The organism is methane-oxidizing endosymbiont of Gigantopelta aegis, from assembly GCF_016097405.1.
Classification (GTDB): domain Bacteria; phylum Pseudomonadota; class Gammaproteobacteria; order Methylococcales; family Methylomonadaceae; genus Methylomarinum.
On record NZ_JAEHGD010000001.1, the window covers coordinates 1,039,942 to 1,064,280 of the forward strand.

23 protein-coding genes, 1 tRNA gene and 3 pseudogenes are annotated in these 24,339 nt (G+C 46.9%); 20 read left to right on the forward strand and 7 right to left on the reverse strand.

Annotated features, from left to right (window positions below; genetic code table 11):
• Nucleotides 1–8 precede the first annotated feature (8 nt).
• Complete coding sequence (locus tag JEU20_RS05150) at nt 9–620, reverse strand: TetR/AcrR family transcriptional regulator (protein WP_198243948.1); 612 nt, start codon at nt 618–620, stop codon at nt 9–11.
• 68 nt (nt 621–688) lie between these two features.
• Here JEU20_RS05150 and JEU20_RS05155 point away from each other — a divergent pair, with 68 nt between their 5' ends.
• Nucleotides 689–1,192 carry an NUDIX hydrolase gene (locus tag JEU20_RS05155; RefSeq protein WP_198243949.1) on the forward strand — a complete coding sequence of 168 codons (504 nt, stop codon included), beginning with the start codon at nt 689–691 and terminating at the stop codon, nt 1,190–1,192.
• Nucleotides 1,189–1,953, forward strand: a complete 765-nt coding sequence (locus tag JEU20_RS05160; protein ID WP_198243950.1) for a Nif3-like dinuclear metal center hexameric protein — start codon at nt 1,189–1,191, stop codon at nt 1,951–1,953. Before JEU20_RS05155 ends, JEU20_RS05160 begins: the two co-directional genes overlap by 4 nt.
• Before the next feature lie 14 nt (nt 1,954–1,967).
• On the opposite strand, the gene JEU20_RS05165 is transcribed toward JEU20_RS05160, so the two are convergent.
• Nucleotides 1,968–2,044 (reverse strand) — tRNA-Asp (locus JEU20_RS05165).
• Nucleotides 2,045–2,102: 58 nt separating this feature from the next.
• Between JEU20_RS05165 and JEU20_RS05170 the strand changes: the two genes are divergently transcribed.
• Both JEU20_RS05170 and JEU20_RS05175 read left to right on the forward strand, forming a co-directional pair.
• Nucleotides 2,103–2,786 (forward strand): alpha/beta hydrolase family protein, encoded by a 684-nt coding sequence (locus JEU20_RS05170; protein ID WP_198243951.1) that lies wholly within the window; start codon nt 2,103–2,105, stop codon nt 2,784–2,786.
• Between the two features lie 181 nt (nt 2,787–2,967).
• On the forward strand, nt 2,968–3,141 hold the full coding sequence (locus JEU20_RS05175; RefSeq protein WP_198243952.1) for a hypothetical protein: 174 nt from the start codon (nt 2,968–2,970) through the stop codon (nt 3,139–3,141).
• A gap of 124 nt (nt 3,142–3,265) precedes the next feature.
• On the opposite strand, the gene JEU20_RS05180 is transcribed toward JEU20_RS05175, so the two are convergent.
• On the reverse strand, nt 3,266–4,246 hold the full coding sequence (locus tag JEU20_RS05180) for a malate dehydrogenase (RefSeq protein WP_198243953.1): 981 nt from the start codon (nt 4,244–4,246) through the stop codon (nt 3,266–3,268).
• Between the two features lie 302 nt (nt 4,247–4,548).
• Between JEU20_RS05180 and JEU20_RS05185 the strand changes: the two genes are divergently transcribed.
• From JEU20_RS05185 to JEU20_RS05210, 6 genes and pseudogenes are all read left to right on the forward strand, one after another.
• Entirely contained in the window at nt 4,549–5,406 is an 858-nt protein-coding gene (locus tag JEU20_RS05185) for an NADP-dependent methylenetetrahydromethanopterin/methylenetetrahydrofolate dehydrogenase (protein WP_198243955.1), read from the forward strand.
• Between the two features lie 8 nt (nt 5,407–5,414).
• Nucleotides 5,415–6,152 (forward strand): annotated as a pseudogene (locus JEU20_RS05190) (DUF4147 domain-containing protein); the annotation flags it as partial.
• 227 nt (nt 6,153–6,379) lie between these two features.
• Nucleotides 6,380–6,879: pseudogene (locus JEU20_RS05195) on the forward strand (IS5 family transposase); the annotation flags it as partial.
• 81 nt (nt 6,880–6,960) lie between these two features.
• Nucleotides 6,961–7,287: pseudogene (locus JEU20_RS05200) on the forward strand (MOFRL family protein); the annotation flags it as partial.
• Nucleotides 7,288–7,321: 34 nt separating this feature from the next.
• Complete coding sequence (gene glyA / locus JEU20_RS05205; RefSeq protein ID WP_198243957.1) at nt 7,322–8,581, forward strand: serine hydroxymethyltransferase; 1,260 nt, start codon at nt 7,322–7,324, stop codon at nt 8,579–8,581.
• An 18-nt stretch (nt 8,582–8,599) separates the two neighbouring features.
• The gene (locus JEU20_RS05210) at nt 8,600–10,273 is read left to right on the forward strand and encodes a formate--tetrahydrofolate ligase (protein ID WP_198243959.1); all 1,674 of its coding nucleotides are present in this window, start codon (nt 8,600–8,602) and stop codon (nt 10,271–10,273) included.
• Nucleotides 10,274–10,431: 158 nt separating this feature from the next.
• Here JEU20_RS05210 and JEU20_RS05215 read toward each other — a convergent pair whose 3' ends face one another.
• From JEU20_RS05215 to gatC, 4 genes are all read right to left on the reverse strand, one after another.
• Complete coding sequence (locus tag JEU20_RS05215; RefSeq protein ID WP_198243961.1) at nt 10,432–11,208, reverse strand: hypothetical protein; 777 nt, start codon at nt 11,206–11,208, stop codon at nt 10,432–10,434.
• A 117-nt stretch (nt 11,209–11,325) separates the two neighbouring features.
• Nucleotides 11,326–12,759, reverse strand: a complete 1,434-nt coding sequence (gene gatB, locus JEU20_RS05220) for an Asp-tRNA(Asn)/Glu-tRNA(Gln) amidotransferase subunit GatB (protein ID WP_198243962.1) — start codon at nt 12,757–12,759, stop codon at nt 11,326–11,328.
• A 9-nt stretch (nt 12,760–12,768) separates the two neighbouring features.
• Nucleotides 12,769–14,220: an Asp-tRNA(Asn)/Glu-tRNA(Gln) amidotransferase subunit GatA gene (gene gatA / locus JEU20_RS05225; protein ID WP_198243964.1), complete on the reverse strand. Its 1,452-nt coding sequence runs from the start codon at nt 14,218–14,220 to the stop codon at nt 12,769–12,771.
• 10 nt (nt 14,221–14,230) lie between these two features.
• Complete coding sequence (gene gatC, locus JEU20_RS05230; protein ID WP_198243966.1) at nt 14,231–14,518, reverse strand: Asp-tRNA(Asn)/Glu-tRNA(Gln) amidotransferase subunit GatC; 288 nt, start codon at nt 14,516–14,518, stop codon at nt 14,231–14,233.
• Nucleotides 14,519–14,631: 113 nt separating this feature from the next.
• Between gatC and JEU20_RS05235 the strand changes: the two genes are divergently transcribed.
• From JEU20_RS05235 to JEU20_RS05280, 10 genes are all read left to right on the forward strand, one after another.
• Nucleotides 14,632–15,675, forward strand: a complete 1,044-nt coding sequence (locus JEU20_RS05235; protein WP_198243968.1) for a rod shape-determining protein — start codon at nt 14,632–14,634, stop codon at nt 15,673–15,675.
• 199 nt (nt 15,676–15,874) lie between these two features.
• Complete coding sequence (mreC, locus tag JEU20_RS05240) at nt 15,875–16,759, forward strand: rod shape-determining protein MreC (RefSeq protein ID WP_342590503.1); 885 nt, start codon at nt 15,875–15,877, stop codon at nt 16,757–16,759.
• Complete coding sequence (gene mreD, locus JEU20_RS05245) at nt 16,749–17,222, forward strand: rod shape-determining protein MreD (protein ID WP_198243970.1); 474 nt, start codon at nt 16,749–16,751, stop codon at nt 17,220–17,222. Before mreC ends, mreD begins: the two co-directional genes overlap by 11 nt.
• A gap of 6 nt (nt 17,223–17,228) precedes the next feature.
• A complete protein-coding gene (gene mrdA / locus JEU20_RS05250) occupies nt 17,229–19,082 on the forward strand; it encodes a penicillin-binding protein 2 (RefSeq protein WP_198243972.1) in 1,854 nt (617 codons plus the stop codon).
• Nucleotides 19,072–20,202, forward strand: a complete 1,131-nt coding sequence (gene rodA / locus JEU20_RS05255) for a rod shape-determining protein RodA (protein WP_198243974.1) — start codon at nt 19,072–19,074, stop codon at nt 20,200–20,202. Before mrdA ends, rodA begins: the two co-directional genes overlap by 11 nt.
• Nucleotides 20,203–20,209: 7 nt before the next feature.
• The gene (gene mltB / locus JEU20_RS05260; RefSeq protein WP_198243976.1) at nt 20,210–21,196 is read left to right on the forward strand and encodes a lytic murein transglycosylase B; all 987 of its coding nucleotides are present in this window, start codon (nt 20,210–20,212) and stop codon (nt 21,194–21,196) included.
• The gene (locus JEU20_RS15475; protein WP_198243978.1) at nt 21,193–22,002 is read left to right on the forward strand and encodes a septal ring lytic transglycosylase RlpA family protein; all 810 of its coding nucleotides are present in this window, start codon (nt 21,193–21,195) and stop codon (nt 22,000–22,002) included. The genes mltB and JEU20_RS15475 overlap by 4 nt, the downstream gene beginning before the upstream one ends.
• Nucleotides 22,003–22,055: 53 nt before the next feature.
• The gene (locus JEU20_RS05270) at nt 22,056–23,213 is read left to right on the forward strand and encodes a D-alanyl-D-alanine carboxypeptidase family protein (protein ID WP_198243979.1); all 1,158 of its coding nucleotides are present in this window, start codon (nt 22,056–22,058) and stop codon (nt 23,211–23,213) included.
• On the forward strand, nt 23,213–24,052 hold the full coding sequence (locus tag JEU20_RS05275; protein ID WP_198243980.1) for a D-amino acid aminotransferase: 840 nt from the start codon (nt 23,213–23,215) through the stop codon (nt 24,050–24,052). Before JEU20_RS05270 ends, JEU20_RS05275 begins: the two co-directional genes overlap by 1 nt.
• The gene (locus JEU20_RS05280; protein WP_198243981.1) at nt 24,049–24,336 is read left to right on the forward strand and encodes an HP0495 family protein; all 288 of its coding nucleotides are present in this window, start codon (nt 24,049–24,051) and stop codon (nt 24,334–24,336) included. The genes JEU20_RS05275 and JEU20_RS05280 overlap by 4 nt, the downstream gene beginning before the upstream one ends.
• Nucleotides 24,337–24,339 lie beyond the last annotated feature (3 nt).

A 24,339-nucleotide genomic window follows, 5' to 3' on the forward strand; every position in this document is an offset into this window, starting at 1 on the left:
CGTAAGCCTCAGCATTGATGTCGATGCCGCCAGCCATACAGAAAGTCTTGTACCAGCAAGTCGAGCGTATGCTCAATCGTATTGACACCCACAGCATCCAATGAACCTGTCAACGACAATACACAAACCCCGTGTACACCACTCCATAACGCCCGCGCCCCCTGTTTGACCTGCTCCTCAGTTGCCTCAGGCGTCATCCGCTGAAACAGTCGCTCAATATTAGCAAACAAGACATCCACTTTTTGCTGATACCAGTCAGGCAATCCGTCTTTATCCGGTTGCAGCGGGTCAAACAATAAGCTCCAACGATGGTAATGCTGATTGGCAAACATCAAATAACGTCTAGCCGAGGCGATAATAGCCTGTTCAGGATCATCATCTGCCAGTTTAACCGCCTGCAGCTCTGCGGCAAGATCATCCAAAATACGGCCTTTCAATTCCAGCATCAGCTCGCTCAGACTATCATAAATCATATAGAAAGTGCCGACGGTGTAACCGATATCAGCGGTAATTTTTCTGACTTTCAACGCCTGAACACCCTCTTTGGCCACAATGGATTCGGCCGCATTTAACATCATTGCCTTAATTTCAGCTTGTGTGTGTTCGCTTCTTCTCGCCATGGGTTTTTTGCAAAAACAAATCAAAACGGCTACCTTACACGAGCAGAGAGCAGGAATCGAGAATAAACATGCGCAACAATGAACTTTTAGCCGTCGTTGACGACAACGACAGCATTATTGAGCACCAACCCCGCCAATTTATTCATCGGCATAACTTAAAACACCGGGCCGTGCATATTCTGGTGTTCAACAGCCAAAATCAGCTGTTTTTACAAAAACGCTCGCTAACAAAAGATTTAAACCCAGGGCTTTGGGATACATCAGCCGCCGGCCATGTCGATAAAGGTGAAAACTATGACATGGCGGCTGTTCGGGAACTGCATGAAGAACTAGGCATTCAAACCGAAGCACTCACCCTACTATTCAAACTCGAGCCAACGCCCGCACTGGGCATGGAGTTCATTCAGGTCTATCATTGTGTACATGACGGGCCGTTTGAACTGGCTGCGGATGAAATTGATGACGGCCATTGGTCGCCTATCGATCAAATCACTCAACGCGTAAACACTAACGACCCCAGCCTAACCCAAACCTTTAAAACTATCTGGCGACACTATTTATCACAAACATGATTACACGCACAGAACTCGAGGCTTTTTTTGCCACAGTATTGCATCCCGAGCAGTATCCAGACTATGGCCCCAATGGTCTGCAAGTTGAAGGTACAGATCACATTGAGACCATCGCTTTTGCCGTCTCGGCCACCCGTGCCAGCATTTTACAGGCGAAAGAACACAACGCCGATGCCCTAGTGGTACATCATGGTTTATTCTGGTCTTTTCATGGCGCCAAACCCATCACAGGTGTCTTCGGACAACGAATAATTCCGTTGATTAAAAACAATATCAATTTATTCGGCTACCATTTACCTTTAGATGGCCATGCCGATATTGGCAATGCCGCGGTCTTAGGGCATCTGTTAAACTGCGAGCAACAACAACCTTTCGGTGATTATAAAGGTGTCAGCACCGGCATTAAAGGCGTGTTGAAAACACCTGTTACTGCACTCACGCTGGCAGAAAGACTGGAAACGGTTGTGCGCCATCCGGTCATGATGGCAACCACCGACAAACACCGCCTGGTAAACACGGTCGGCATTATCACCGGCGGCGCAAACAGCGAATGGAAAACAGCTGTTGAAGCGAATCTGGATGTTTTTATTACCGGCGAAATGAGTGAACACGATTGGCATGACAGCCAGGAACACGGTATAACCATGTTAGCGGCAGGACATAATGCAACTGAACAATTTGGCATTAAAGCCTTAATGGAAGAAACACAGAATCAACTGGACGTTGAGTGTTTTTTTATCCGCAGTGAAAACCCTGCATGACGGTTAGAATGAAATGGCGGAGCGGACGGGACTCGAACCCGCGACCCCCGGCGTGACAGGCCGGTATTCTAACCAACTGAACTACCGCTCCGAAGAAAGAGCGCGTATTATAAAGTAGATTTTAAATTCGTCAAACTTTTTTTATCACAATGAATACAGAAACCCATAAAATCCGCGTCAATGAAAAAGCCGTCGTCAGCTCTATCTGGCATATTCCCGATCATTATGAGCATATCCTGCTGATTGCGCCAGGCGCTGGCAAGGACATGCATTCTGAGTTTATCACCGCCCTGCATAATGGTATCGCCGAGCATGACATCATGACAGTCAAGTTCAACTTTCCTTATCTGGAACAAGGCCGCACGGCACCGAATACACCGACGGTTCTGGAAGATACCTGGCTGGCGGTAATTGATGCGGTCATGGCACAAACGGGAGCGCCGCGGGAAAAACTGTTTTTATCCGGTAAAAGCATGGGCGGCCGCTATGCCACATTATTGGCAGCAAAAATCGATGGTTTTGGTGGATTGATTCTTTATGGCTATCCGCTACACGCCCCGGGAAAAACTGAAAAGCCCCGCAGCCAGGAGCTTACCGCCATCCATTCGCCCATGCTGTTTTTCCAAGGCAGCCGGGATTCGCTCTGTGATTTGACTGTTTTCAAACCCATTCTGGAAAACCTGAATCCACCACCGGAACTAGTTGTCATCGAAGGCGCCGATCATTCATTTAAACTATTAAAGCGCCTCAAGCGCAGCCAGGAGTCGGTCTATCAAGAACTCATTGATAAAAGCGCTCAGTGGATTAAAAAAATCGGTGGTGGTACCGCATAAATCGGCATCGAATAGGACTGTTGCAGCAAATGAATACAACACACAGCCCTGCTTATCATCCAACCTCAAAATACCCGCCCTTCAAAAACAACAAAACTTGATCTAAATCAAAAAACAAAAACCCTATCTTTAGTATTGTTATTGCTCCTTTACAAAAACAATACAACGTGAGGTAAATAACATGAGCGAAGAAAATAATGGACCTGATAAATTTTGGATTTATATTGCTGGATTAGTTGTTGTTTTTGCTGGCGTTATGTATGCAGTAAAAAGTTCCGAACATACCAAATATGTAAAAGCAGAGCAATTGATCGCAGAGGACAGCAGTAATTCCGCCTATAAAACCAGACCTTAGTTTTGTTGTAGCGAGATTTCTCTCCTGTGATACAGGCTGCACCTTAACGGGTGTAGCCTGTTTTTTTGCGTTTGCTAAGGACTAAAAACCTGCTCAGTCGGCTTTAATTACCCCATCGCACAGACTATCGCAATAGATGCCGAACCGCGTTGCGCTCTTCTTTGAGCTCAGCCTCGGTAATCTGCAACCTGTCACGACTGAATTTATTGATAGGCAAATTCTGCACAATACTGATTTGGCCGTCTTTGACCGTTACAGGATAGGAAAATACCAGCCCCTCTTCAATACCGTAACTCCCATCCGAAGCAACTGCCATACTCACCCAATCACCTTCCGGGGTACCCCTGACCCAGGCTCTCATGTGACAAATCGCGGCATTTGCCGCTGACGCCGCGCTCGACTGTCCGCGCGCCTTGATAATAGCCGCACCCCGTTGCTGTACGGTCGGGATAAAATAATTTTCAAACCAATCCTCACCGACCAGCGTCAGCGCAGGCTGACCTTTTACCTTTGCATAATGTAGATCGGGATATTGGGTAGCGGAATGATTGCCCCAGACCACAATATTTTTGATTTCATTGCAGGTTACGCCACATTTTTCAGCCAACTGACTGATTGAGCGATTATGATCGAGCATGGTCATCGCGCTAAAACATTCCGGCGCCAAATCTGGCGCATTGTTCATCGCAATATAGGCATTGGTATTCGCGGGATTGCCAGTCACTAGAATCTTGACCTGCCGATGCGCAACATCATTCAAAATCCGCCCTTGCGTGGCAAAAATTTCGGCATTCGATTCCAACAGGTCACGCCGCTCCATACCTGGGCCACGCGGCCTGGCCCCAATCAAAAACGCATAATCGACATTTTTGAAGGCTTCTGCGGGGTCATCGGTCACCACAATTTTGTGCAATAACGGATAGGCACAATCATTTAATTCCATGACCACACCCCGCAGCGCATCCATGGCGGGCGTCACCTCCAGAAGACGCAAGTTAATCGGCTGCTCCTGTCCAAACAGAGCGCCGCCTGCCAAACGAAACAGTAATGAATAACTAATCTGACCAGCCGCACCTGTGACTGCAATATCAATTGGGGTTTTCATGACGTTAATCTTCCCTCGTTCCTGGGCTTAGGTTCAGGCTGATCAATCAACCTCTACATTTGGAGGCTGTCGGATTTAGAAGGATTCTACTGCGACCAATTTCCCATGCGTCTCGTTTCGAACCCTTAAACCCGACAACCTCCTAGTTCTGCCACAATATGACATATTTTTAGCGGACTGCAAAGCGTCCAATCCGCGCTCAAGCGGCCTTCAATGCCATTTTTAAGCTTCAGATATATTGTATAATAGTTACATTTTGTCATCTCGCAATATAACGTTGCGTATTACTGTCAGGTATTTTCATGAAAAAACTGTTATTCCAGTTTGACACCGACACCCATCCCGCTAGCTTTGATACGGTAGTTGCTTATGATGGCGGGGCCGACCATGTGATTACGCATGGCGGTGTCACACCAGAAAATGTACGGTCTTTGGTTGAAGGCTGTATTTTTACCCGTCCGCCCAAAGCAAAAAAAAATACCGCCATTTTCGTAGGTGGCAGTCAAATGGCAAAAGGCCAGGAACTTTTCAATGCGATCCAATCGTTCTTTTTTATGGATTTCAGAGTTTCGGTTATGCTGGACAGCAATGGCAGCAATACCACAGCGGCGGCGGCCGTCGCCAAGCTTGCCAGTAGCGGCAGCCTGAAAGGTAAAAAAGCGATCGTTCTGGCCGGAACCGGCCCTGTCGGGCAACGCGCGGCGGTTATGCTGGCGCAGGAAGGTGCCGAAGTCAGCATAACCTCGCGTCATATTTTCAACGCGGAACAGGCTTGCTACGCCATGAAAGAGCGGTTTGGTGTCGATTTAACACCAATAGAAGCGGCAACGCCAGACGAGCGTGCCGAAGCCATAGCCGAGGCTAATATTGTTCTGGCCACAGGCGCTGCCGGCGTTGAATTATTAAAGCCCGAACACTGGCAGAACAATCCAGCACTAGAAATGATGGCCGATGCCAATGCCACGCCGCCTTTAGGTATCGGTGGCACTGACATGATGGACAAAGGCCAGAACCGCCACGGCAAAATCATCTGGGGAGCCATTGGCTTTGGAACCTTGAAACTGGCTTTGCACAGGGCGTGTATTGCCAAATTGTTTGAAGACAACCAACTCATTTTGGATGCTGAAGAAATTTTTCAGCTGGCAAAAGAAATGGCCTGATAAGGCTTATGCCCACCATTCTCAATCAATTACGCCGCGACGCTGTCGCCTTGTTTGAGGCCGGGGTTCTGGCCGCGCACCCGGGCCATGCCGTTCAGCGGCATTTGCACGATTTAGCCAATGCCTTAGGTGTTGCCCGGCACAGCAATGAATTACCCCACACATCAATTGCTGTGCACCTTGTCGCCGTTGGAAAAGCCGCCTGCACCATGGCGGCAGCGGCACAACACATCATCCATCCTGAAAAAATAAAATCCGCCATCGTGGTGACTAACACGGAAAACTTACGCCCAATCGCGCATTTTCAAGTTATCGCGGCCGGCCATCCTTTTCCTGATGAAGCCGGCTTGAAAGCAGGAAAACGGGTACTGCAAAATCTGCAACACTTAGCCCCACACGACCATGTTCTCCTCTTGTTATCGGGCGGCGCTTCTGCGATGTTGCCCTACCCTGCACCAGGACTGACACTTGGCGATAAGAGTATGAGCACGCGCTTATTGATGGATAATGGCGCCACTATCTATCAGCTTAACTGTGTCCGCAAACATCTTTCAGCCATCAAGGGCGGACAATTAGCGCAATACGTTGCCCCACATCCATTACACAGCCTGATTCTTTCCGATGTTCCGGACAATGACTTATCGGTCATAGCCAGTGGCCCAAGCTATGCCGATGCATCCACATTTTCCGAAGCCATCACAATATTGCATCAGCTAAATATCTGGGATAAAGTACCCGATTCAGTTAAACAGCACTTGATTAAAGGTCGTAACGGACGCATTCCGGAGACGCCTAAATTAAATCATCCGTGTTTCAACACCACTCAAAACACGCTGATCGGCGACAACATGACCTGCATCAAGAGCATGACCCAAAAAGCGCAGTCGCTAGGATACCGTGTTATACATTACAACTACCCAGTCACCGGAAACTGCCGCCGCGAAGCCGAAAAACTAGTGGACTGGTGTATTAAATGGGAATTTATGACAAACCTTGTCTTCGAAAAACAGTCGAAGGTATTTTTATCGCTTGCGAGTAGGTTGTCCCTGGAGAGATTTACCCACGGCTTTTGGTAATTGGAATGCGGTATATAAACGATTCAATGACTGGTCTCGTAAAGAAAAACTGATGGGTATTTTTAACGCCTTGGTTGTTGATCCAGACCTGGAATGGGAATTTATTGATGGGAGTATTGTGAAAGCACATCAGCATAGTAGTGGTGCGGCCTGTGAACAAGAAACAGCGATAGGGAAATCTGTCGCCGGGAACACCAGTAAAATTCATATGGCCGTTGATGCCTGTGGTCTTCCTATTCATTTCTCAGTGACAGGCGGCGAAGTTCATGACTGTAAAGAAGCACCGAAATTAGTTGCAGAGCTCCCAAAAGGTGACTATATAGTTGCTGACAGAGGCTATGACAGTGAAGCATTACGTCTTCAAATTAAAGACAAAGGGGCTGTTCCTGTTATCCCCTTTTATGGTTACCTATGTGAAATGGCAACAGCCCCTAAAAACAAAAAAATAATAGGGTCAACAAAAACAGCGATCATTACCGGCGGCGAAACCACCGTCACCCTCATCGGCACGGGTAAAGGCGGCCGCAACCAGGAAATGGCTTTAACTTTTGCGTTGATGGCCAAACGCTTACAATTACAAGGCAACTGGGTATTTTTAAGCGCAGGCACAGATGGCCGTGATGGCCCGACCGACGCCAGCGGTGCCGTGGTTGACCCGCAAACCATAAACCGTATCCCCAATGCGGCAACATGGCTTGAGAACAATGATTCCTACCACGCCCTGAAACAATCCCATGACCTGCTTCAGACCGGGGCCACCGGCACCAATGTCGCCGACGTACAAATCGCACTGTTTCATCCTTAAATAACTTTTAAAAAATTTAAATCAGGAGACATTAATGTTTAAACAATCCATGACTATTGCCGATTTTGATGAAGAACTTCATCGCGCTATTGAACAAGAAAGTCAGCGGCAGGAAGACCATATCGAACTAATTGCTTCGGAAAACTACACGAGCCCGCGCGTAATGGAAGCCCAAGGCACATTACTAACCAATAAATATGCCGAAGGCTATCCTGGCAAACGTTATTATGGTGGCTGCGAATATGTCGATGTCGTCGAACAACTGGCTATCGACCGCGCCAAAGAGCTGTTTGATGCTGATTATGCCAATGTACAGCCACATTCCGGCTCACAAGCTAATATGGCTGTATTTATGGCGCTCATCCAGCCCGGCGATACCATTTTAGGGTTAAGCTTGGCCGATGGCGGCCACTTGACGCACGGCGCAAAGCCCAATTTTTCCGGCAAGATTTACAACGCCGTTCAATATGGGCTAAACCCTGAGACCGGTGAAATTGATTACGACCAGGTCGAACGGCTGGCACAAGAACACAAACCTAAAGTGATCGTCGCCGGCTTTTCGGCTTATTCCCGAATTTGGGACTGGCAACGCTTTCGAGATATTGCAGATCAAGTTGGTGCCTATTTATTTGTCGATATGGCGCATGTTGCAGGTCTTGTCGCTGCCGGCCTTTACCCCAACCCGGTGCCTATCGCCGATGTGGTCACCAGCACCACGCATAAATCATTACGCGGCCCGCGCGGCGGCTTGATCTTATGCAAAAGCAACCCCGACCTGGAAAAGAAACTGAATTCCAATATATTCCCGGGCATCCAGGGCGGCCCGCTAATGCATGTGATTGCAGCCAAGGCGGTTTCTTTCAAAGAGGCCATGACGACCGAATTCAAGCAATATCAACAGCAAGTCATCAAAAATGCCCAGACGATGGCTGAAGTCTTTATCAAACGCGGCTTTGATGTCGTTTCCGGCGGCACAGACAACCATCTGATGCTGGTATCGCTGATTAACAAAGGCATTACCGGCAAAGCAGCCGATGCCGCATTAGGTAAAGCCCATATCACCGTCAATAAAAATGCCGTTCCCAATGACCCAGAATCTCCGTTTGTGACAAGCGGTATTCGTGTCGGCACACCTGCACCAACAACACGCGGCTTTAAAGAAGATCAAATGCGCGAAATTGCCGCATTGATGTGTGATGTCATGGAAAATATTGACGACGACAACGTCATTGCTGATGTACGACAAAAAGTCAGCTTGTTATGTTCGCGTTTTCCTGTTTACCGCAACGACTAAATCTAACGGAGAACTGTTATGTCTGATATTGAAATTGCACAACAGGCCAAAATGCGGCCGATTACCGAACTGGCGGCTGAAAAGCTGGGCATTCCTGCTCAGCACCTTGACCCTTACGGCCATTACAAGGCAAAAGTATCGCTAGAATATGTCAAACAATTGAGTGACCGCGCCGATGGCAAACTGATTTTGGTGACCGCCATCAGCCCGACACCGGCCGGTGAAGGCAAAACAACAACGACGGTCGGCTTAGGTGACGCCATGAACCGGCTGGGCAAAAAAACCGTAATTTGCCTGCGTGAACCCTCGCTAGGCCCTTGTTTTGGCATGAAAGGCGGCGCCGCCGGCGGCGGCTATTCGCAAGTCGTGCCGATGGAGGATATTAACCTGCATTTTACCGGTGATTTTCACGCTATTGCCGTCGCCCATAATTTGCTGTCTGCCATGATCGACAATCATATCAACCACGGTAACGCGCTGGGTATCGACTCAAGACGTATCACCTGGAAACGTGTCGTCGACATGAATGACCGGGCACTGCGGAAAATCACGGTAGGCCAGGGGGGACCTGCCAATGGCTATTGTCGGGAAGACGGCTACGATATCGTCGTTGCCTCTGAAATCATGGCCATCCTGTGTTTAGCGACAAGCCGTTCCGATCTCAAGGAACGCCTGGGCCGCATCGTTATCGGCTATAAATCCGACCGTGTCACGCCAATTTACGCACGGGACCTGAAGGCACATGGTGCGATGGCCGCACTGTTAAAAGAAGCCATCAAGCCCAATTTGGTACAAACACTGGAGAACAACCTCGCCTTAATTCATGGCGGCCCTTTCGCCAACATCGCACACGGCTGTAACACCGTAACTGCGACCAAAACAGCATTGAAACTGGCCGATTATGCCATCACTGAAGCCGGATTTGGTGCCGACCTTGGCGCTGAAAAATTTATCGATATCAAATGCCGAATGGCAGGCTTAAAGCCTTCCGCCGCTGTTTTGGTTGCCACCGTTCGCGCCCTGAAATTTCATGGTGGTGTCGCCCGCGAAGCTTTGAACGAAGAAAACCTGGAGGCCTTACAAAAAGGATTTTCCAACCTGGAAAGACATCTTAAAAACATCAGGGAGCATTATGGCCTGGCCTGTGTGGTCTGCATCAATCATTTCAGCTTTGACAGTGATGCTGAAATTCAATTATTACAAGATAAATGTGCCTCGCTCGGTGTTAAATGTGTCGTTTCCAAACACTGGGCAAAGGGCGGCGCGGGAGCGGAAGAACTGGCTAAAGAAGTGCTGGAGATTGTCGATAACAACGCTCCCTCGTTCCAATATGTTTATGATGAAAGCATACCGTTATGGGATAAAATAGAAACCATTGCAACCAAACTCTATGGTGCGGCAGGCATTAGTGCCAACCCAAAAGTTCGTAACCAGATTAACGCTCTGCAGGAAAACTACGGACATTTCCCTATTTGCATGGCAAAAACGCAAATGTCATTTTCAACCGACCCTAACGCTAAAGGCGCACCAGAAGGTCACACGGTTGAAATTAGCGATGTACGCCTCGCTAATGGCGCAGGTTTTATCGTTGCGATTGCAGGCGATATGATGACCATGCCGGGGCTACCTAAGGCCCCTGCCGCCGAACGCATCGATATTAGCGACGATGGTGTCATTACGGGGTTGTTTTAACCCAGCCCTCTACCAACAATCATAAGTATCGGAAGCTTAGACTGACCTTCAAACACAAGCCCATATCGTTTTTATGGGCTTGGCTTCACGAAGATTCTTGCGAAAGCAATATCAAAAATGAGTCAACAATTTTGGGAGACCATAACCCATTAGCTCATTTACCAGCGTTTGTTTAGAAAAAAATCAAGCGCCTTATAAATACCCGAAAAGAATATAACAATCAGTAATAATTTAATTAAGTTATCAATCTCAAACAAGTAATGGGGTATTGCTAAAATAAATGCAACAAAACCTTGCGGCTCCTCAGCGTTTTCTGACTGCAATAACAGCTGAGTTGTATTCATATCATACGCTTGATTATATAACGAACGCTGCGCAGCACTGCCTTGTGGAAAACCGACAAAAGCCATATTATCATCCACCGGGAATAAAACATTCATTATAAAAAAATCTGCCCTGACCTTATTGAAAGCCTGTTCTATCTGAACATTTAAATTTGTAGCTTTCTTATTTAAGTCTTTAGCCACCCATTTTATCTGACCTATCTTTTCGTCATCTAACAGCGGAACTTTATCCTGCACCGTTTCTAAAAGCGCCTTAACGACATCCGAATTATTTTCGCCTATCCTTGCTAGTGCTGCACTATTTCTATCTAAACGACTTTCTCTAGCACTGAAATTACGCCGAACATCATACGACTCCTTCGCCATATCCACTTTTTTATCCGTATGAAATGGCTTTTTCTCCAGGCTTTTCAAATTAGATTTTTTAATTTTAGCCGCATTTTGTTGGACTAATTTAGGAGCAGATAATAAATCATCATTATCTGTAACGCTGGGAATGTTCATTACCGGAAAAGTGGCCGCAGAAACTTGAGTCATATTGCCAAACAACACAACTATTATTATATAAAGTGGCAATATATCTTGTGTCATTTTCCGGCTACCTTATTCACACAGCTACCTGCCCTTGATAATAATAAATCTTAAAAAAACATGTCAACTCTATTCCGCCCGGATAGTTTAACGCTAAAAAATATCCGGGCGAAAGGATTATTTTTTGAGTTTCTGTTTGAGCATTTTATTGACTTCAGCCGGACTGGCTTTGCCCTGAGTTTCTTTCATCACCTGGCCGACGAAAAAGCCAAACACTTTTTCTTTGCCACCCAAATATTGCTCCACTTGCTTTGGATTATTCGCAATAATCGTATCGATAATCGCTTCTATCGCGCCGCTATCGGTAATCTGCTTCAGGCCTTGCGCCTCGATGATGTCATCCGCACTGTCCTGACCATGCCACATTGTCTCAAAAACCTGCTTAGCGATTTTACCGGAAATAGTATTGTCGCTGATACGCTTAATCAGGCCACCTAGTCGCACAGGATCAATCGGACTCTCAGTAATATCAAGACTTTGTTTGTTCAAGGCACCGAGTAAATCACCACTGATCCAGTTGGCCGCAAGTTTAACAGCATTATCGGATGCCTCAACGGTCAGCTCAAAGAAGTGCGCTAATTCCCGCGTTGATGTCAAAATGCCCGCCGTTTCCTGATCCAGTCCAAATTGCGACATAAAGCGTTCTTTTTTAGCGGCAGGCAGTTCCGGCAGCTCACTTTTAACCTGCTCTTTCAAGCTGTCTTCAATATAAACCGGCAATAAGTCGGGGTCAGGAAAATAGCGATAATCGTTGGCTTCTTCCTTGCTGCGCATAGGCCGGGTTTCATCGGCATCAGCATCATACAAGCGCGTTTCCTGAATGATTGTGCCACCATTTTCAATCACATCAATCTGTCGCTCGACTTCATGATTGATGGCCCGTTCAACAAACCGAAAGGAATTAATGTTTTTCAGTTCGGTACGGGTTCCCAATTCCTGCTGCCCTTTAGGGCGCACAGAAACATTGGCATCACAACGAAAGGAACCTTCCTGCATATTGCCATCGCAAATTTCCAGATAACGCACAAGCTCATGTAATTTACGCATATAGGCCACAGCTTCCTTAGCCGATCGCATATCGGGTTCCGATACGATTTCCAGCAATGGCGTGCCGGCCCGGTTCAAATCGATACCCGTCAAACCATGAAAATCCGCATGTAATGATTTACCCGCATCCTCTTCCAGATGCGCTCGGGTCACACCAATGCGCTTTATATTGCCATCAACTTCAATATCAATATGCCCAGGCCCTACGATAGGTAATTCAAACTGACTGATTTGATAGCCTTTAGGCAAATCAGGATAAAAATAATTTTTGCGAGCAAAAACGGAATACGGTGCAATTTCAGCATCAATCGCCAAACCAAATTTAACGGCCATACGTACCGCTTCCTGATTTAAAACCGGCAAAACACCCGGAAAGCCGAGGTCTACCGCGCATGCCTGGGTATTAGGCTGCGCACCATAAGCGGTTGATGCACCCGAGAAAATTTTGGATTTTGTGGCCAGTTGAGCATGAATCTCAAGACCGATGACTACTTCCCACTCCATAATGACTCCTTATTCAAAACCGTGAGGCGAGCGTTGATGCCAGTCTGTCACCAACTGATATTGATGCGCTGTTTGTAATAGTTTCGCTTCCTCGAAATAGTTACCAATAATATGCAGTCCTACCGGCATATCATTGACAAATCCTGCTGGAATTGACATTGCCGGAAGCCCCGCCAGATTGATAGCGATCGTATAAATATCCGATAAATACATTTGAATTGGATCACCGGTTTTTTCGCCCAGCTTAAATGCCGTCGAGGGTGAAACCGGCCCCATGAGAACATCTACTTCAGATAAAGCCTGCTTAAAGTCATTACTGATCAAGCGGCGAACTTTCTGTGCCTTCAAATAATAGGCATCATAATAGCCGGCTGACAGTGCATAGGTCCCCATTAAAATACGGCGTTTAACTTCCGCGCCAAAGGCTTCACCGCGTGAGCGCGTATACATATCCTCCAGATCTTTCGGATTCTGGCAGCGATAACCGAAGCGCACACCGTCGTAACGGGATAAGTTAGAGGAGCATTCTGCCGAAGCGATGACATAATAGGCAGGAATCGCAAATTCAAGATGAGGCATGGAAACCGATTTGATTTCCGCTCCCAGTTTCTTGTATTCGTCAATGGCTTCCTGAATGACAGTGGCAATAGCCTGATCTAAGTCGTCACTAAAAAATTGTTCCGGTAATCCGATTTTAAGGCCTTGTAATGGTTGATTTAAATCAGCCGAATAATCGGGAACCGGGTGATCAACGCTCGTAGAGTCTTTCTCATCAAAACCGGCCATCACTTGAAGCAACCAGGCCGCATCAGCTGCAGAACGCGCCATCGGGCCACCCTGATCCAGACTCGAGGCATAGGCAATCATGCCATAACGAGAAACCCTGCCATAGGTTGGCTTCAGTCCGGTAATGCCGCACAATGCCGCCGGCTGACGAATCGAACCGCCGGTATCGGTGCCGGTCGCCGCCGGAGTTAAGCGCGCCGCTATCGCCGCCGCACTGCCGCCAGAAGAGCCGCCAGGCACGGTATCGCTATTCCATGGGTTTTTACTCGCACCATAAAAACTGGTTTCGTTTGACGAGCCCATCGCAAACTCATCCATATTCAGCTTGCCCAGCATCACGGCACCGGCATCGTTGAATTTTTCTACCACCGTCGCGTTATAAGGTGCGATAAAATTATCCAGAATTTTGGAGCCACACGTGGTTTTTACCCCATCGGTGCAAAAAATATCTTTTTGCGCCAGTGGAATCCCAGTCAAAAATCCAGCATCACCGCTGGCCAGTTTTTTATCGGCCTGCTCAGCCTGCTGTAACGCAATATCTTCGCTGACCGTAATAAACGCATTTAAATCTCGATGCTGTTGAATTCGGTTCAAGAAATGTTGCGTCAATTCGACGCTGCTATAGCTGTGGCTGCGTAAACCAGCCGCTAATTCGATAAGAGTTTTGTTATGCATGATCAGATCATCAGTCGATTACTTTTGGAACCAAATAAAGGCCATTTTCTACTTGAGGCGCAATGCTTTGAAACTTTTCCCGCTGATTAGGTTCTGTAACCTCATCGGGACGTAGCCGTTGCTGCTGGTCTAAAGGATGTGCCATCGGCGCGACATCATCCGTATTTAAATCATTCATTTGCGTCATTAAATCCAGCATGCGTGACAAATCTTGTGTGTAATTATCGATATTTTGCTGGTCGATACCTAAGCGTGCCAAATGCGCAATCTTTTTAACATCGTCCGCTGTTAAAGACATTTTAAGAACTCCGTAATAAAATGGATAATAATATGATACTTTATATCTTGCTCTAATACCTGCTTGATTGTTAAAGTAATACAATTTTATGCGTGTTAAGGATACAGGAAAAGATGTTCAAACGAATTCGCGGCCTTTTTTCTAATGATTTATCGATTGATTTGGGAACAGCCAATACGCTGATTTATGTACCGGGCCAAGGAATTGTTCTGAATGAGCCTTCGGTCGTTGCCATCAAGGAAGACCGGGTACGTGGCAACAAAACCATTGCCGCCGTCGGCACCGATGCAAAAAATATGCTGGGCCGTACCCCCGGCAACATTACCGCAATCCGGCCGTTAAAAGATGGCGTCATTGCCGATTTTGCCGTAACCGAGCGGATGCTGCGCTTTTTTATCGAAAAAGTGCATGAAAACAAATTACTCAGACCCAGTCCCAGAATTCTAATTTGCGTACCCTGCGGATCGACACAAGTCGAGCGCCGGGCTATTCGAGAATCGGCAGCGATGGCAGGCGCCCGCGAAGTTTATTTGATTGAAGAGCCTATGTCCGCTGCCGTCGGCGCAGGCCTACCGGTCGATGAAGCACATGGTTCCATGGTGCTCGATATTGGTGGTGGCACCTCTGAAGTTGCGGTCATTTCGCTCAATGGCATTGTTTATTCCGCCTCTGTCCGCATCGGTGGCGACCGTTTTGATGAAGCCATTATCAATTACGTCCGCCGTAATTATGGCACCTTGATCGGCGAAGCTACGGCGGAACAAATAAAACACGAAGTGGGCGCCGCTTATCCTGGCACGGAAGTCAAAGAAATTCAGGTTACGGGCCGAAACCTGGCAGAAGGCGTGCCCAGAAGTTTCTCATTAAACAGCAATGAAATTCTGGAAGCTTTGCAAGAACCTTTATCGGGCATCGTCGGCTCAGTAAAAGTCGCTCTGGAACAAACGCCACCCGAGCTTGGCGCTGATGTCGCTAGCCGCGGCATTGTGTTGACCGGTGGCGGTGCCTTATTGAAAGACATCGACCGACTGATTGCCGAAGAAACAGGCCTACCGGTTTATATCGCCGATGATCCTTTGACCTGTGTCGCCCGCGGCGGCGGTATGGTCCTGGAAATGCTGGATCAAAAAGGTGTCTCTGCCTTTTCGTTGGAATAATAGATTGAGTTGACTATGTTGTTTTACAGAATGGGTACGGCTGCATGAGCAGTTCGTTTTGATGGGTTTTTAGCTATCGCTCTACCCATTCTACGGCTTATTACAATACGTTACAGTTTGAACCATTACTGAATAATTTTTCAGTCTACTTGACTACCATCATTTATAACCACGGCTTAAATTCTAGAGGGTTATTACCATTAAGCTTTTATTTGCCTCAGGGCCTGTGCTCAATACACGGTTGCTGGTGGTTTTAATATTATCTGTCGCTTTGCTTGTTACAGATTATAAAACCGACAAATTGCAACCTTTACGTTCAGCGCTGGCTTATGTTGTCTATCCTGTACAGTTACTGGTCAACCTGCCAGAGGATATTTATCGTTTTTTCAACACCTCGATGATGTCCTACCGCAAATTAAAAGTAGAAAATGAAACCTTAAAGCGACAACAATTGATCAATGACGTCAAATTACTGAAGCTTGCCGCACTGGAGAAAGAAAATATCCGTTTGCGTGCGCTGCTGGAAAATTCATTCAAAATTGGCGAACAGGTGTTGATTGCCGAACTCCTGTCAGTCAAACTGGTACCTTATGAACATTTAATTCTCGTCAATAAAGGCAGCCATTTCAGCGTACATGCAAAACAACCGGTTCTGGATGCTCACGGTGTCGTTGGTCAGGTGATTCGAGCGTTACCTAATGAGTCGGAAATCATGTTGATTACCGATCCGGATCACGCCATCCCGGTTCAGGTTAACCGCAATGGTTTACGCACTATCGCTATTGGAAGTGGCCGGATGAACCGACTCAACTTACCGTTTTTACCCAATAATGCCGATATTCAGCCCGGTGATCTATTGGTCACATCCGGGCTAGGTGGGGTTTTCCCACAAGGTTATCCCGTTGCTGTCGTCGACAAATTTTCAGTGCAACCGAATAAGCCTTTTGCTTTGATTCACGCCACGCCGACAGCAAAACTGGATAAAATCCGCGAAGTACTGATTGTCTGGAGTCATTCAACCCCTGTGGCGCTCACCGATGAAAAACCTGCCATGCTTAAACAGGACGCGAACGATGACAAATAACAGCGCGCCACTACCCTACATTTTCACCCTTATTTTGGCTATGGCAGCACGTATTGCCCCGTTGCCCCCCATTCTGGCTGATATCAATCCTGACTGGGTGCTGCTGGTTTTAATTTATTGGAGTTTAGCAACGCCTGAGCATACTGGTGTGTTCAGTGCCTGGATTATTGGTCTGCTGGTTGATGTGTTAACAGGGCGCTTGTTGGGTCAAAATGCCTTAATTTATGCCGTGGTCTGCTATTTTGTGGTGCGCCTGCATAAACGCATCCGCCATTATCCGGTGCCTCAACAAAGCGTGTTTGTGTTTTTTTGTCTACTTTTGGCTTATCTATTGACGTACTGGCTCGAAACATTACAGGGAAAATCAGCGCTGTCTTTACACTTTTGGTGGCCGGTTTTCAGCGGCGCCTTGTTTTGGCCTGGGGTCTTTATCCTGTTGCGCATTATTCGTATCAGGGGGTAATGCAAAATGTATAAGCGTTATTCGGTTAAAGATCCGTTACAGGAAAACCGAATTTTTTTAACGCGTGTGGTCGCTATCTTCGGTTTTATCCTCTTGCTTACGCTAGGTCTGATTGTCCGGCTGATTTACTTGCAAGTTGTCGGCCATGAGCATTATGCCACGCTGGCTAAAGATAACCGGATTAAAGTCGTGCCCTTGCCACCTACACGTGGCATTATCTATGACCGTAAAGGCCGAATTCTAGCTGAAAATATTCCATCTTACAGTCTCGAACTGATTCCAGAACAAGTCAAAAGTCTTGATGACACCTTAGGCAGACTGCAAAAACTATTAAATATCAGCCCTGAAGACCTGGACCGTTTTCACACCTTGCGCAAGCGCAGAAAACCCTTCAGCAGTGTGCCCTTGTTGTTACGTATGAGTGATGAAGAAGTCGCTCGTTTTGCCACCGTCAGGCCCTTTTTCCCCGGCGTGGATATTCATGCTCGCCTGGTACGCCATTATCCTTACGCTGAATTAACCTCGCATGTCATAGGTTATGTTGGCCGCATTAACGAGAAAGAACTCAAGTCGCTGCCGGTAGCGGAATACCAAGGCACCCATCATGTCGGTAAAACGGGTATCGAAAAATATTATGAAACGCAATTACATGGCAAAACCGGTTATGCTGAAATTGAAACCAATGCGCAAGGGCGCGAAGTGAAATTAATCTCGGCGATTGACCCGGTACCTGGTGCTGATTTATCGTTAACTCTGGATATTGACCTGCAAAAAACGGCTTATGATGCTTTGGAATCCCATACTGGCGCCGCAGTCGCTATCGAAATCCCCAGTGGCGATGTCTTGGTGCTAGCCAGCCGACCGGGCTTTGATCCGAATCCATTTGTTTATGGCATCAGCCGCAAAGCCTATAAAGCACTAAAACAATCTGAAGATCAGCCCTTATTTGACCGAGTATTGCGCGGCCAATACCCGCCCGGCTCAACGATGAAACCGTTTATCGGATTAGCAGGATTGGAATATCAAGTCACAGACTTCCACCACAAACTGTTTTGCCCCGGCTATTATAAATTACCCAACGTCAACCATCGTTACCGTGACTGGAAAACATGGGGGCATGGCTGGGTTGATATGGATATCGCCATTACGCAATCCTGCGATGTCTATTTCTATGACCTGGCTATGGCTTTAGGCATAGACCGGATGCATGAATTTTTATCTCGCTTTGGTTTTGGCCAGAAAACAGGCATCGACTTAGTCGGCGAACGATCAGGACTGCTCCCATCACGGGAATGGAAACGACGCCGCAAACGACAACCTTGGTATCCGGGTGAAACCTTAATCGTTGGTATTGGTCAAGGCTTTATGCAAGCCACGCCATTGCAATTAGCGCGTGCGACAGCGACATTAGCAAACCGCGGCCAGGTTGTTACCCCTTATCTGGCTAAATCCATTAAAACGGCTGATGGCACGGCTCAAGGGCAACAACAAAAAACGACACAGATTCCATTAAACCTACAGAATCTGAACAATATTATTCAGGCCATGACCCATGTCGTGCACGGTGCCAGAGGTACGGCAAGACGCCTGGCCAAAGGCATTGACTATCAAATTGCTGGAAAGACAGGAACGGCACAGGTCTTCACTGTCAAACAGGAAGAAAAATATAATGCCAAAGATGTCCATAAGAAATTGAGAGATCATGCCTTGTTTATTGCTTTTGCACCGGTCAATGACCCTCAAATTGCAGTTGCCGTCGTAGTCGAAAACGGTGGACATGGCGGATCGGTTGCCGCCCCGATTGCCGGTAAGATTATCCGTCAGTATTTAAGCGAGCGAACAAAATCACATGAAGACTGAAACCCGCAGCGAACAATTCCAGCCCCCTTCATTATTGGGCAATGTATTGCGTAAACTGCATATCGATATTCCTCTGATGATCGGCTTAGTACTAATCTGCCTACTCAGTTTGGTGGTGTTATACAGCGCCAGTGGACAAAATATGGCGATTTTATACCGGCAAATGGTTAGAATGGGCATTGCATTTGCTGTCATGGTGGTATTAGCGCATGTTGATCCGCAACAATTCAAGCGTGTTTCCGTCACTTTGTTCAGTATAGGTGTAGCGCTATTGATTGCCGTGCTGGTTATCGGCATGGTCGGAAAAGGTGCACAACGTTGGCTAAACCTTGGGTTCATTCGTTTTCAGCCTTCCGAGATGATAAAAATTACTATGCCTATGATGATTGCCTGGTACTTGTCCGACGCACCACTGCCGCCTAACAAACGCCAATTAGTTATTGCTGGCCTGCTGATTTTAATGCCTACGCTGTTGATCGCTAAACAACCTGACCTGGGAACATCCTTACTGGTGGCTAGTTCCGGTGCGGCGGTATTGTTTTTTGCCGGCTTATCCTGGCGTTTTATGCTCAGCATTACCGGGGTACTCGCCGCATTGACGCCCGTACTCTGGCATTTTATGCGTGAATATCAACGCGCCCGCGTCCTCACCTTTCTGAACCCGGAAGCCGATCCGATGGGGCGCGGCTACCATATTATCCAATCCAAGATTGCAATCGGCTCAGGCGGCATCGATGGAAAAGGCTGGCTGGGCAGTACGCAGGCTAAACTGGACTTTTTACCCGAAAGCTCAACTGATTTTATTTTCGCTGTTTTTGCCGAAGAATTTGGGCTATTCGGCTGCGTTGGCTTATTGATTCTCTATCTTCTGATTATCGGGCGTTGCTTGTATATTGCAGTCGCCGCTCAAGACACCTATTCCCGCTTATTAGCTGGAAGCTTAACCTTTACGTTTTTTGTTTATGTGTTTGTTAATATTGGCATGGTCATCGGCATTTTACCGGTTGTCGGCGTCCCCTTACCGCTGATCAGTTATGGCGGTACCTCAATGGTGACATTGATGGCAGGATTTGGCATTCTTATGTCGATTCATACACATCGAAAATTTTTACCAACCTAACACCCTCATGATGAAAATAGAATTCTGGCTTATCCTTTGTTTAAGTATCGTCACCGCGACCGCTCAGGCTGAAGTACCGCCTTCCAAGCAACTTAATGCGTTTATTGACAAAATGGTTAAATTGCATCAATTTGAGCGCCCAGCACTGGAGTCCTTGTTCAAACGTGTCAACATCAAACAAAACATCCTTGACACTATGGCAAAACCGGCAGAAGCCATGCCCTGGTATAAGTATCGCAAGATTTTTCTACAACCATCTCGAATTGAAGGCGGCGTTAAATTCTGGCAAACACATGCGGCTGTTCTACAGGCCTCCGAACAGCAATATGGCGTACCGCCAGAAATCATTACCGCCATTATCGGTGTAGAAACCTTGTATGGCAAACGAACCGGCAATTATCGGGTCATTGACGCCTTAGCAACATTAGGCTTTGCCTATCCTAAACGCAGTCGTTTTTTTCTGCACGAACTGGAGAATTTTCTGTTGCTGACACAAAAAGAGCAACTCGATCCCTTGCAACCGAAAGGCTCTTACGCCGGCGCCATGGGGATGCCCCAATTTATGCCAAGCAGTTATTTAAGTTATGCCGCCGATTTTGAACACGATGGCAAACACGATATTTGGAACAATCCAGCCGATGTGATTGTCAGTATTGCAAATTATTTCGCTCGTCATCATTGGCAAAAAGGGCAAGCGGTCGCTTATCCTGTCGCGGCAGAAGGTGATTTGTGGAAGCAAGGCATAACCCCCGGGTTGAAGCCAGAACAGACGCTGGCCGATTTACGCAGACTCGATATCTATGCCCCCGAACATCTGAACGAAAAGACAGCATTGAAATTATTACGTTTTGAACAAGCAGAAGGACAAAGCCTATGGATTGGACTGGATAATTTCTATGTTATCACCCGTTATAACCATAGTCCTTTGTATGCAATGGCAGTGTATCAATTAAGCCAGGCTATAAAAACACGTTATCAAGCCCTGAAACCATGAAAACTCAGTTAAAAACAACATCTATTCTCGCATCAATCGTAGCGGCCTTGCTGTTACCCGGCTGTTCTACCTCGCCAGACGGTGCGCCCGAGCAGGTACCGCTGAATATTGCCGCAATTCCTGATGCTGTCCCCCGCCACGAACCCCGCACCCGCGCCGGTAACCCGGAAAGCTATGAGGTATTGGGTAAACGCTATGTGACCTTAAAACACAGCACAGGCTTTCGTCAGCGCGGTGTCGCCTCTTGGTATGGCACAAAATTTCACGGCCGTAAAACAGCAAATGGCGAAATCTATAATATGTATGCGATGACTGCGGCGCATAAAACCCTGCCGATTCCATCTTATGTCCGCGTGACCAACCTGAACAATCAACGCAGTGTCGTCGTCAGAATAAATGACCGTGGTCCATTCCATAGCAATAGAATTATCGATTTATCGTATGCAGCGGCAACTAAACTGGGAATCGTACAGACCGGCACCGGCTATGTTGAAATCGAAGCGATTGAACCTGGGCAAAATATCGCAAAACAAACAACAAAGCCTGTGCCCTCCTCTGAAGCGGCAAAAACCGGGCTGTATTTACAAATCGGTGCCTTTAAAGATAAATTCAATGCACGCCGCTTACAACAGAGAGTAGCACAACTGCCAGAAACTCAAGCTGCATTAAAAGTCGCAAAAAGTCCACAGGGTATTTTTTACAAGGTTCTGGTTGGGCCATTGACATCAGAACAACGAATACAACAAATGAGTGAAAAACTCGCCGCGCTCGGTATTAAAGACATCAGTTTAATAACGGCTGATTAAAGCTTAAAGACAGCGTGATACAATTGACCTTCCTGATATACAATTCATCACCCATGAAAAAGTATTTGACACTCAAACATAAAATTCCGGCGTTTTTACTGTTGCTGTTCTGTCTTGAATGGGCACAGGCGGCAACTATTTTGATTCCTCCGGCACCCAATATTGCTGCTAGCAGTTATATTCTGATGGACTTTAACAGCGGCAAAGTCTTAGCGGAAAAAAACCCCGACAAACCACTGCCCCCTGCTAGTCTGACTAAACTGATGACCGTCTATGTGGTCTTCAAAGAACTGGCCAGCGGTCATTTAAGCCTGGATGAAAAAGTGACCATCAGTAAAAAAGCATGGCAAACGCCGGGCTCTAGAATGTTCATCGAAGTCGGTAAACAAGTGTCGGTGGAAGATTTACTGAAAGGTGTCATTATTCAGTCGGGTAATGATGCCAGCGTGGCCTTAGCTGAACATGTCGCCGGCAATGAATCGACCTTCGCCGCCCTGATGAATCAGAATGCCGAACGTTTGAAGATGCTGAACACGCAATTTAAAAACAGCACCGGCCTTCCCGAAGAAGGGCATTACACTACAGCACATGACTTAGCGATTCTAGCACAAGCGATTATCAAAGAATTCCCGGAATACTATAAATGGGATTCACAAAAGGAATTTACTTATAACAATATTACCCAACAAAACCGAAACCGCTTGTTATGGCGTGACAAATCGGTAGATGGTTTAAAAACCGGTCACACTGAAGAGGCCGGCTATTGCCTTGTCGCCTCGGCAAAACGAGGTGATATGCGATTGATTTCGGTGGTGATGGGGACAAACAGCGAAAACGCGCGTGCAACCGAGAGCCAAGCCCTGTTAAATTATGGCTTTCGCTTCTTTGAAACACGAAAACTCTACGATGGACAAACGCCTATTATAGAAACCCGTGTTTATAAAGGTGACCAAAAATTACTCGGCTTAGGATTGGCTGAGGATTTGTATGTCACCGTACCAAGACGCCATGTACAAGACATGAAAGCCGAAACCGTTATTGATAAGCGCATCATTGCTCCGGTTAAAGCTGGCGAAGAAAAAGGTCTGCTGCGTGTCATGCTGCTCGATGAACAAATTGACAGCAAGCCGCTGATTGCATTGAATGAAATCAAAAAAGGCAGCTTGTTCCAGCGTATTTACGACGAAGCCCTATTGTTACTGGATCGATAATGAATAAAACAGCTTATTTGAATGGCGAATACTTACCGCTGGCAGAAGCTAAAGTGTCGGTGCTAGACCGGGGATTCCTATTCGGTGATGGCGTGTATGAAGTTATTCCGGCCTATCGTGGCCATTTGTTCCGTTTCGATGATCACTTACGCCGCTTGAACAACAGTCTTAGCAATATTCGCTTAGTGCTGCATAAAACAGCGGAACAATGGCGGACTGTTTTAGAGCCATTGCTTTCAACCGACCGTGATCAATATATTTATTTACAGATTACTCGCGGTGTCGCGCCAACACGGGATCACGCCTTTCCTGAACATGCCGAGCCGACAGTTTTCGCAATGTGCTCAGATATTAAACCGTTCACCGAACGCGAAACCGGTGTTAAAGCGGTTACCTTAGACGATAGCCGCTGGGATTTATGTCATGTCAAAGCGACGACCTTGCTGGCCAATATTCTGCTTCGACAACAAGCCGTGGAACAAGGCGCGGCGGAAGCGATTCTGGTCAAAAATGATTACGTCACAGAAGGTGCCGCCAGCAATATCTTTGCCGTCATTGATGGCGTACTGAAAACACCCGAAACCAGCGGCGAAATTTTACCAGGCATTACCCGTGAAGTTATTATTGAACTGGCACAGAAAGACCAGATTCCATATCAGGAAGCGCCTATTTCCTTAGCCGAAATCAAACATGCCAGTGAAATATGGTTAACTAGTTCGACCCGGGAGATCATTCCCGTCGTTGAATTAGATGGACAGAGAATTGGAAATGGAAAACCTGGCCCGATCTGGCAAAACATGAATCAACTTTTTCAGCAGTATAAACAAAACGTATCATGACAGAACACAGTAAAGACAACGAACAGCAAGAATCAGTACTGACCTTTCCCTGTGAATTTCCAGTCAAGGCGATGGGCAAAAGTGGCGAAGACTTCGATGCCAAAGTGGTCTCAATTATTCGTCAGCATGTCGATGATATTAAAGAAGGCGCCGTGACGACCAATACCAGTAAAGGCGGCAAATATACATCGGTCACCGTCATGATTACCGCAACCAGCAAACAACAACTGGATAAAATTTATCAAAGCCTGAACGATGATTCTGATATCGTCATGACTTTATAGCCT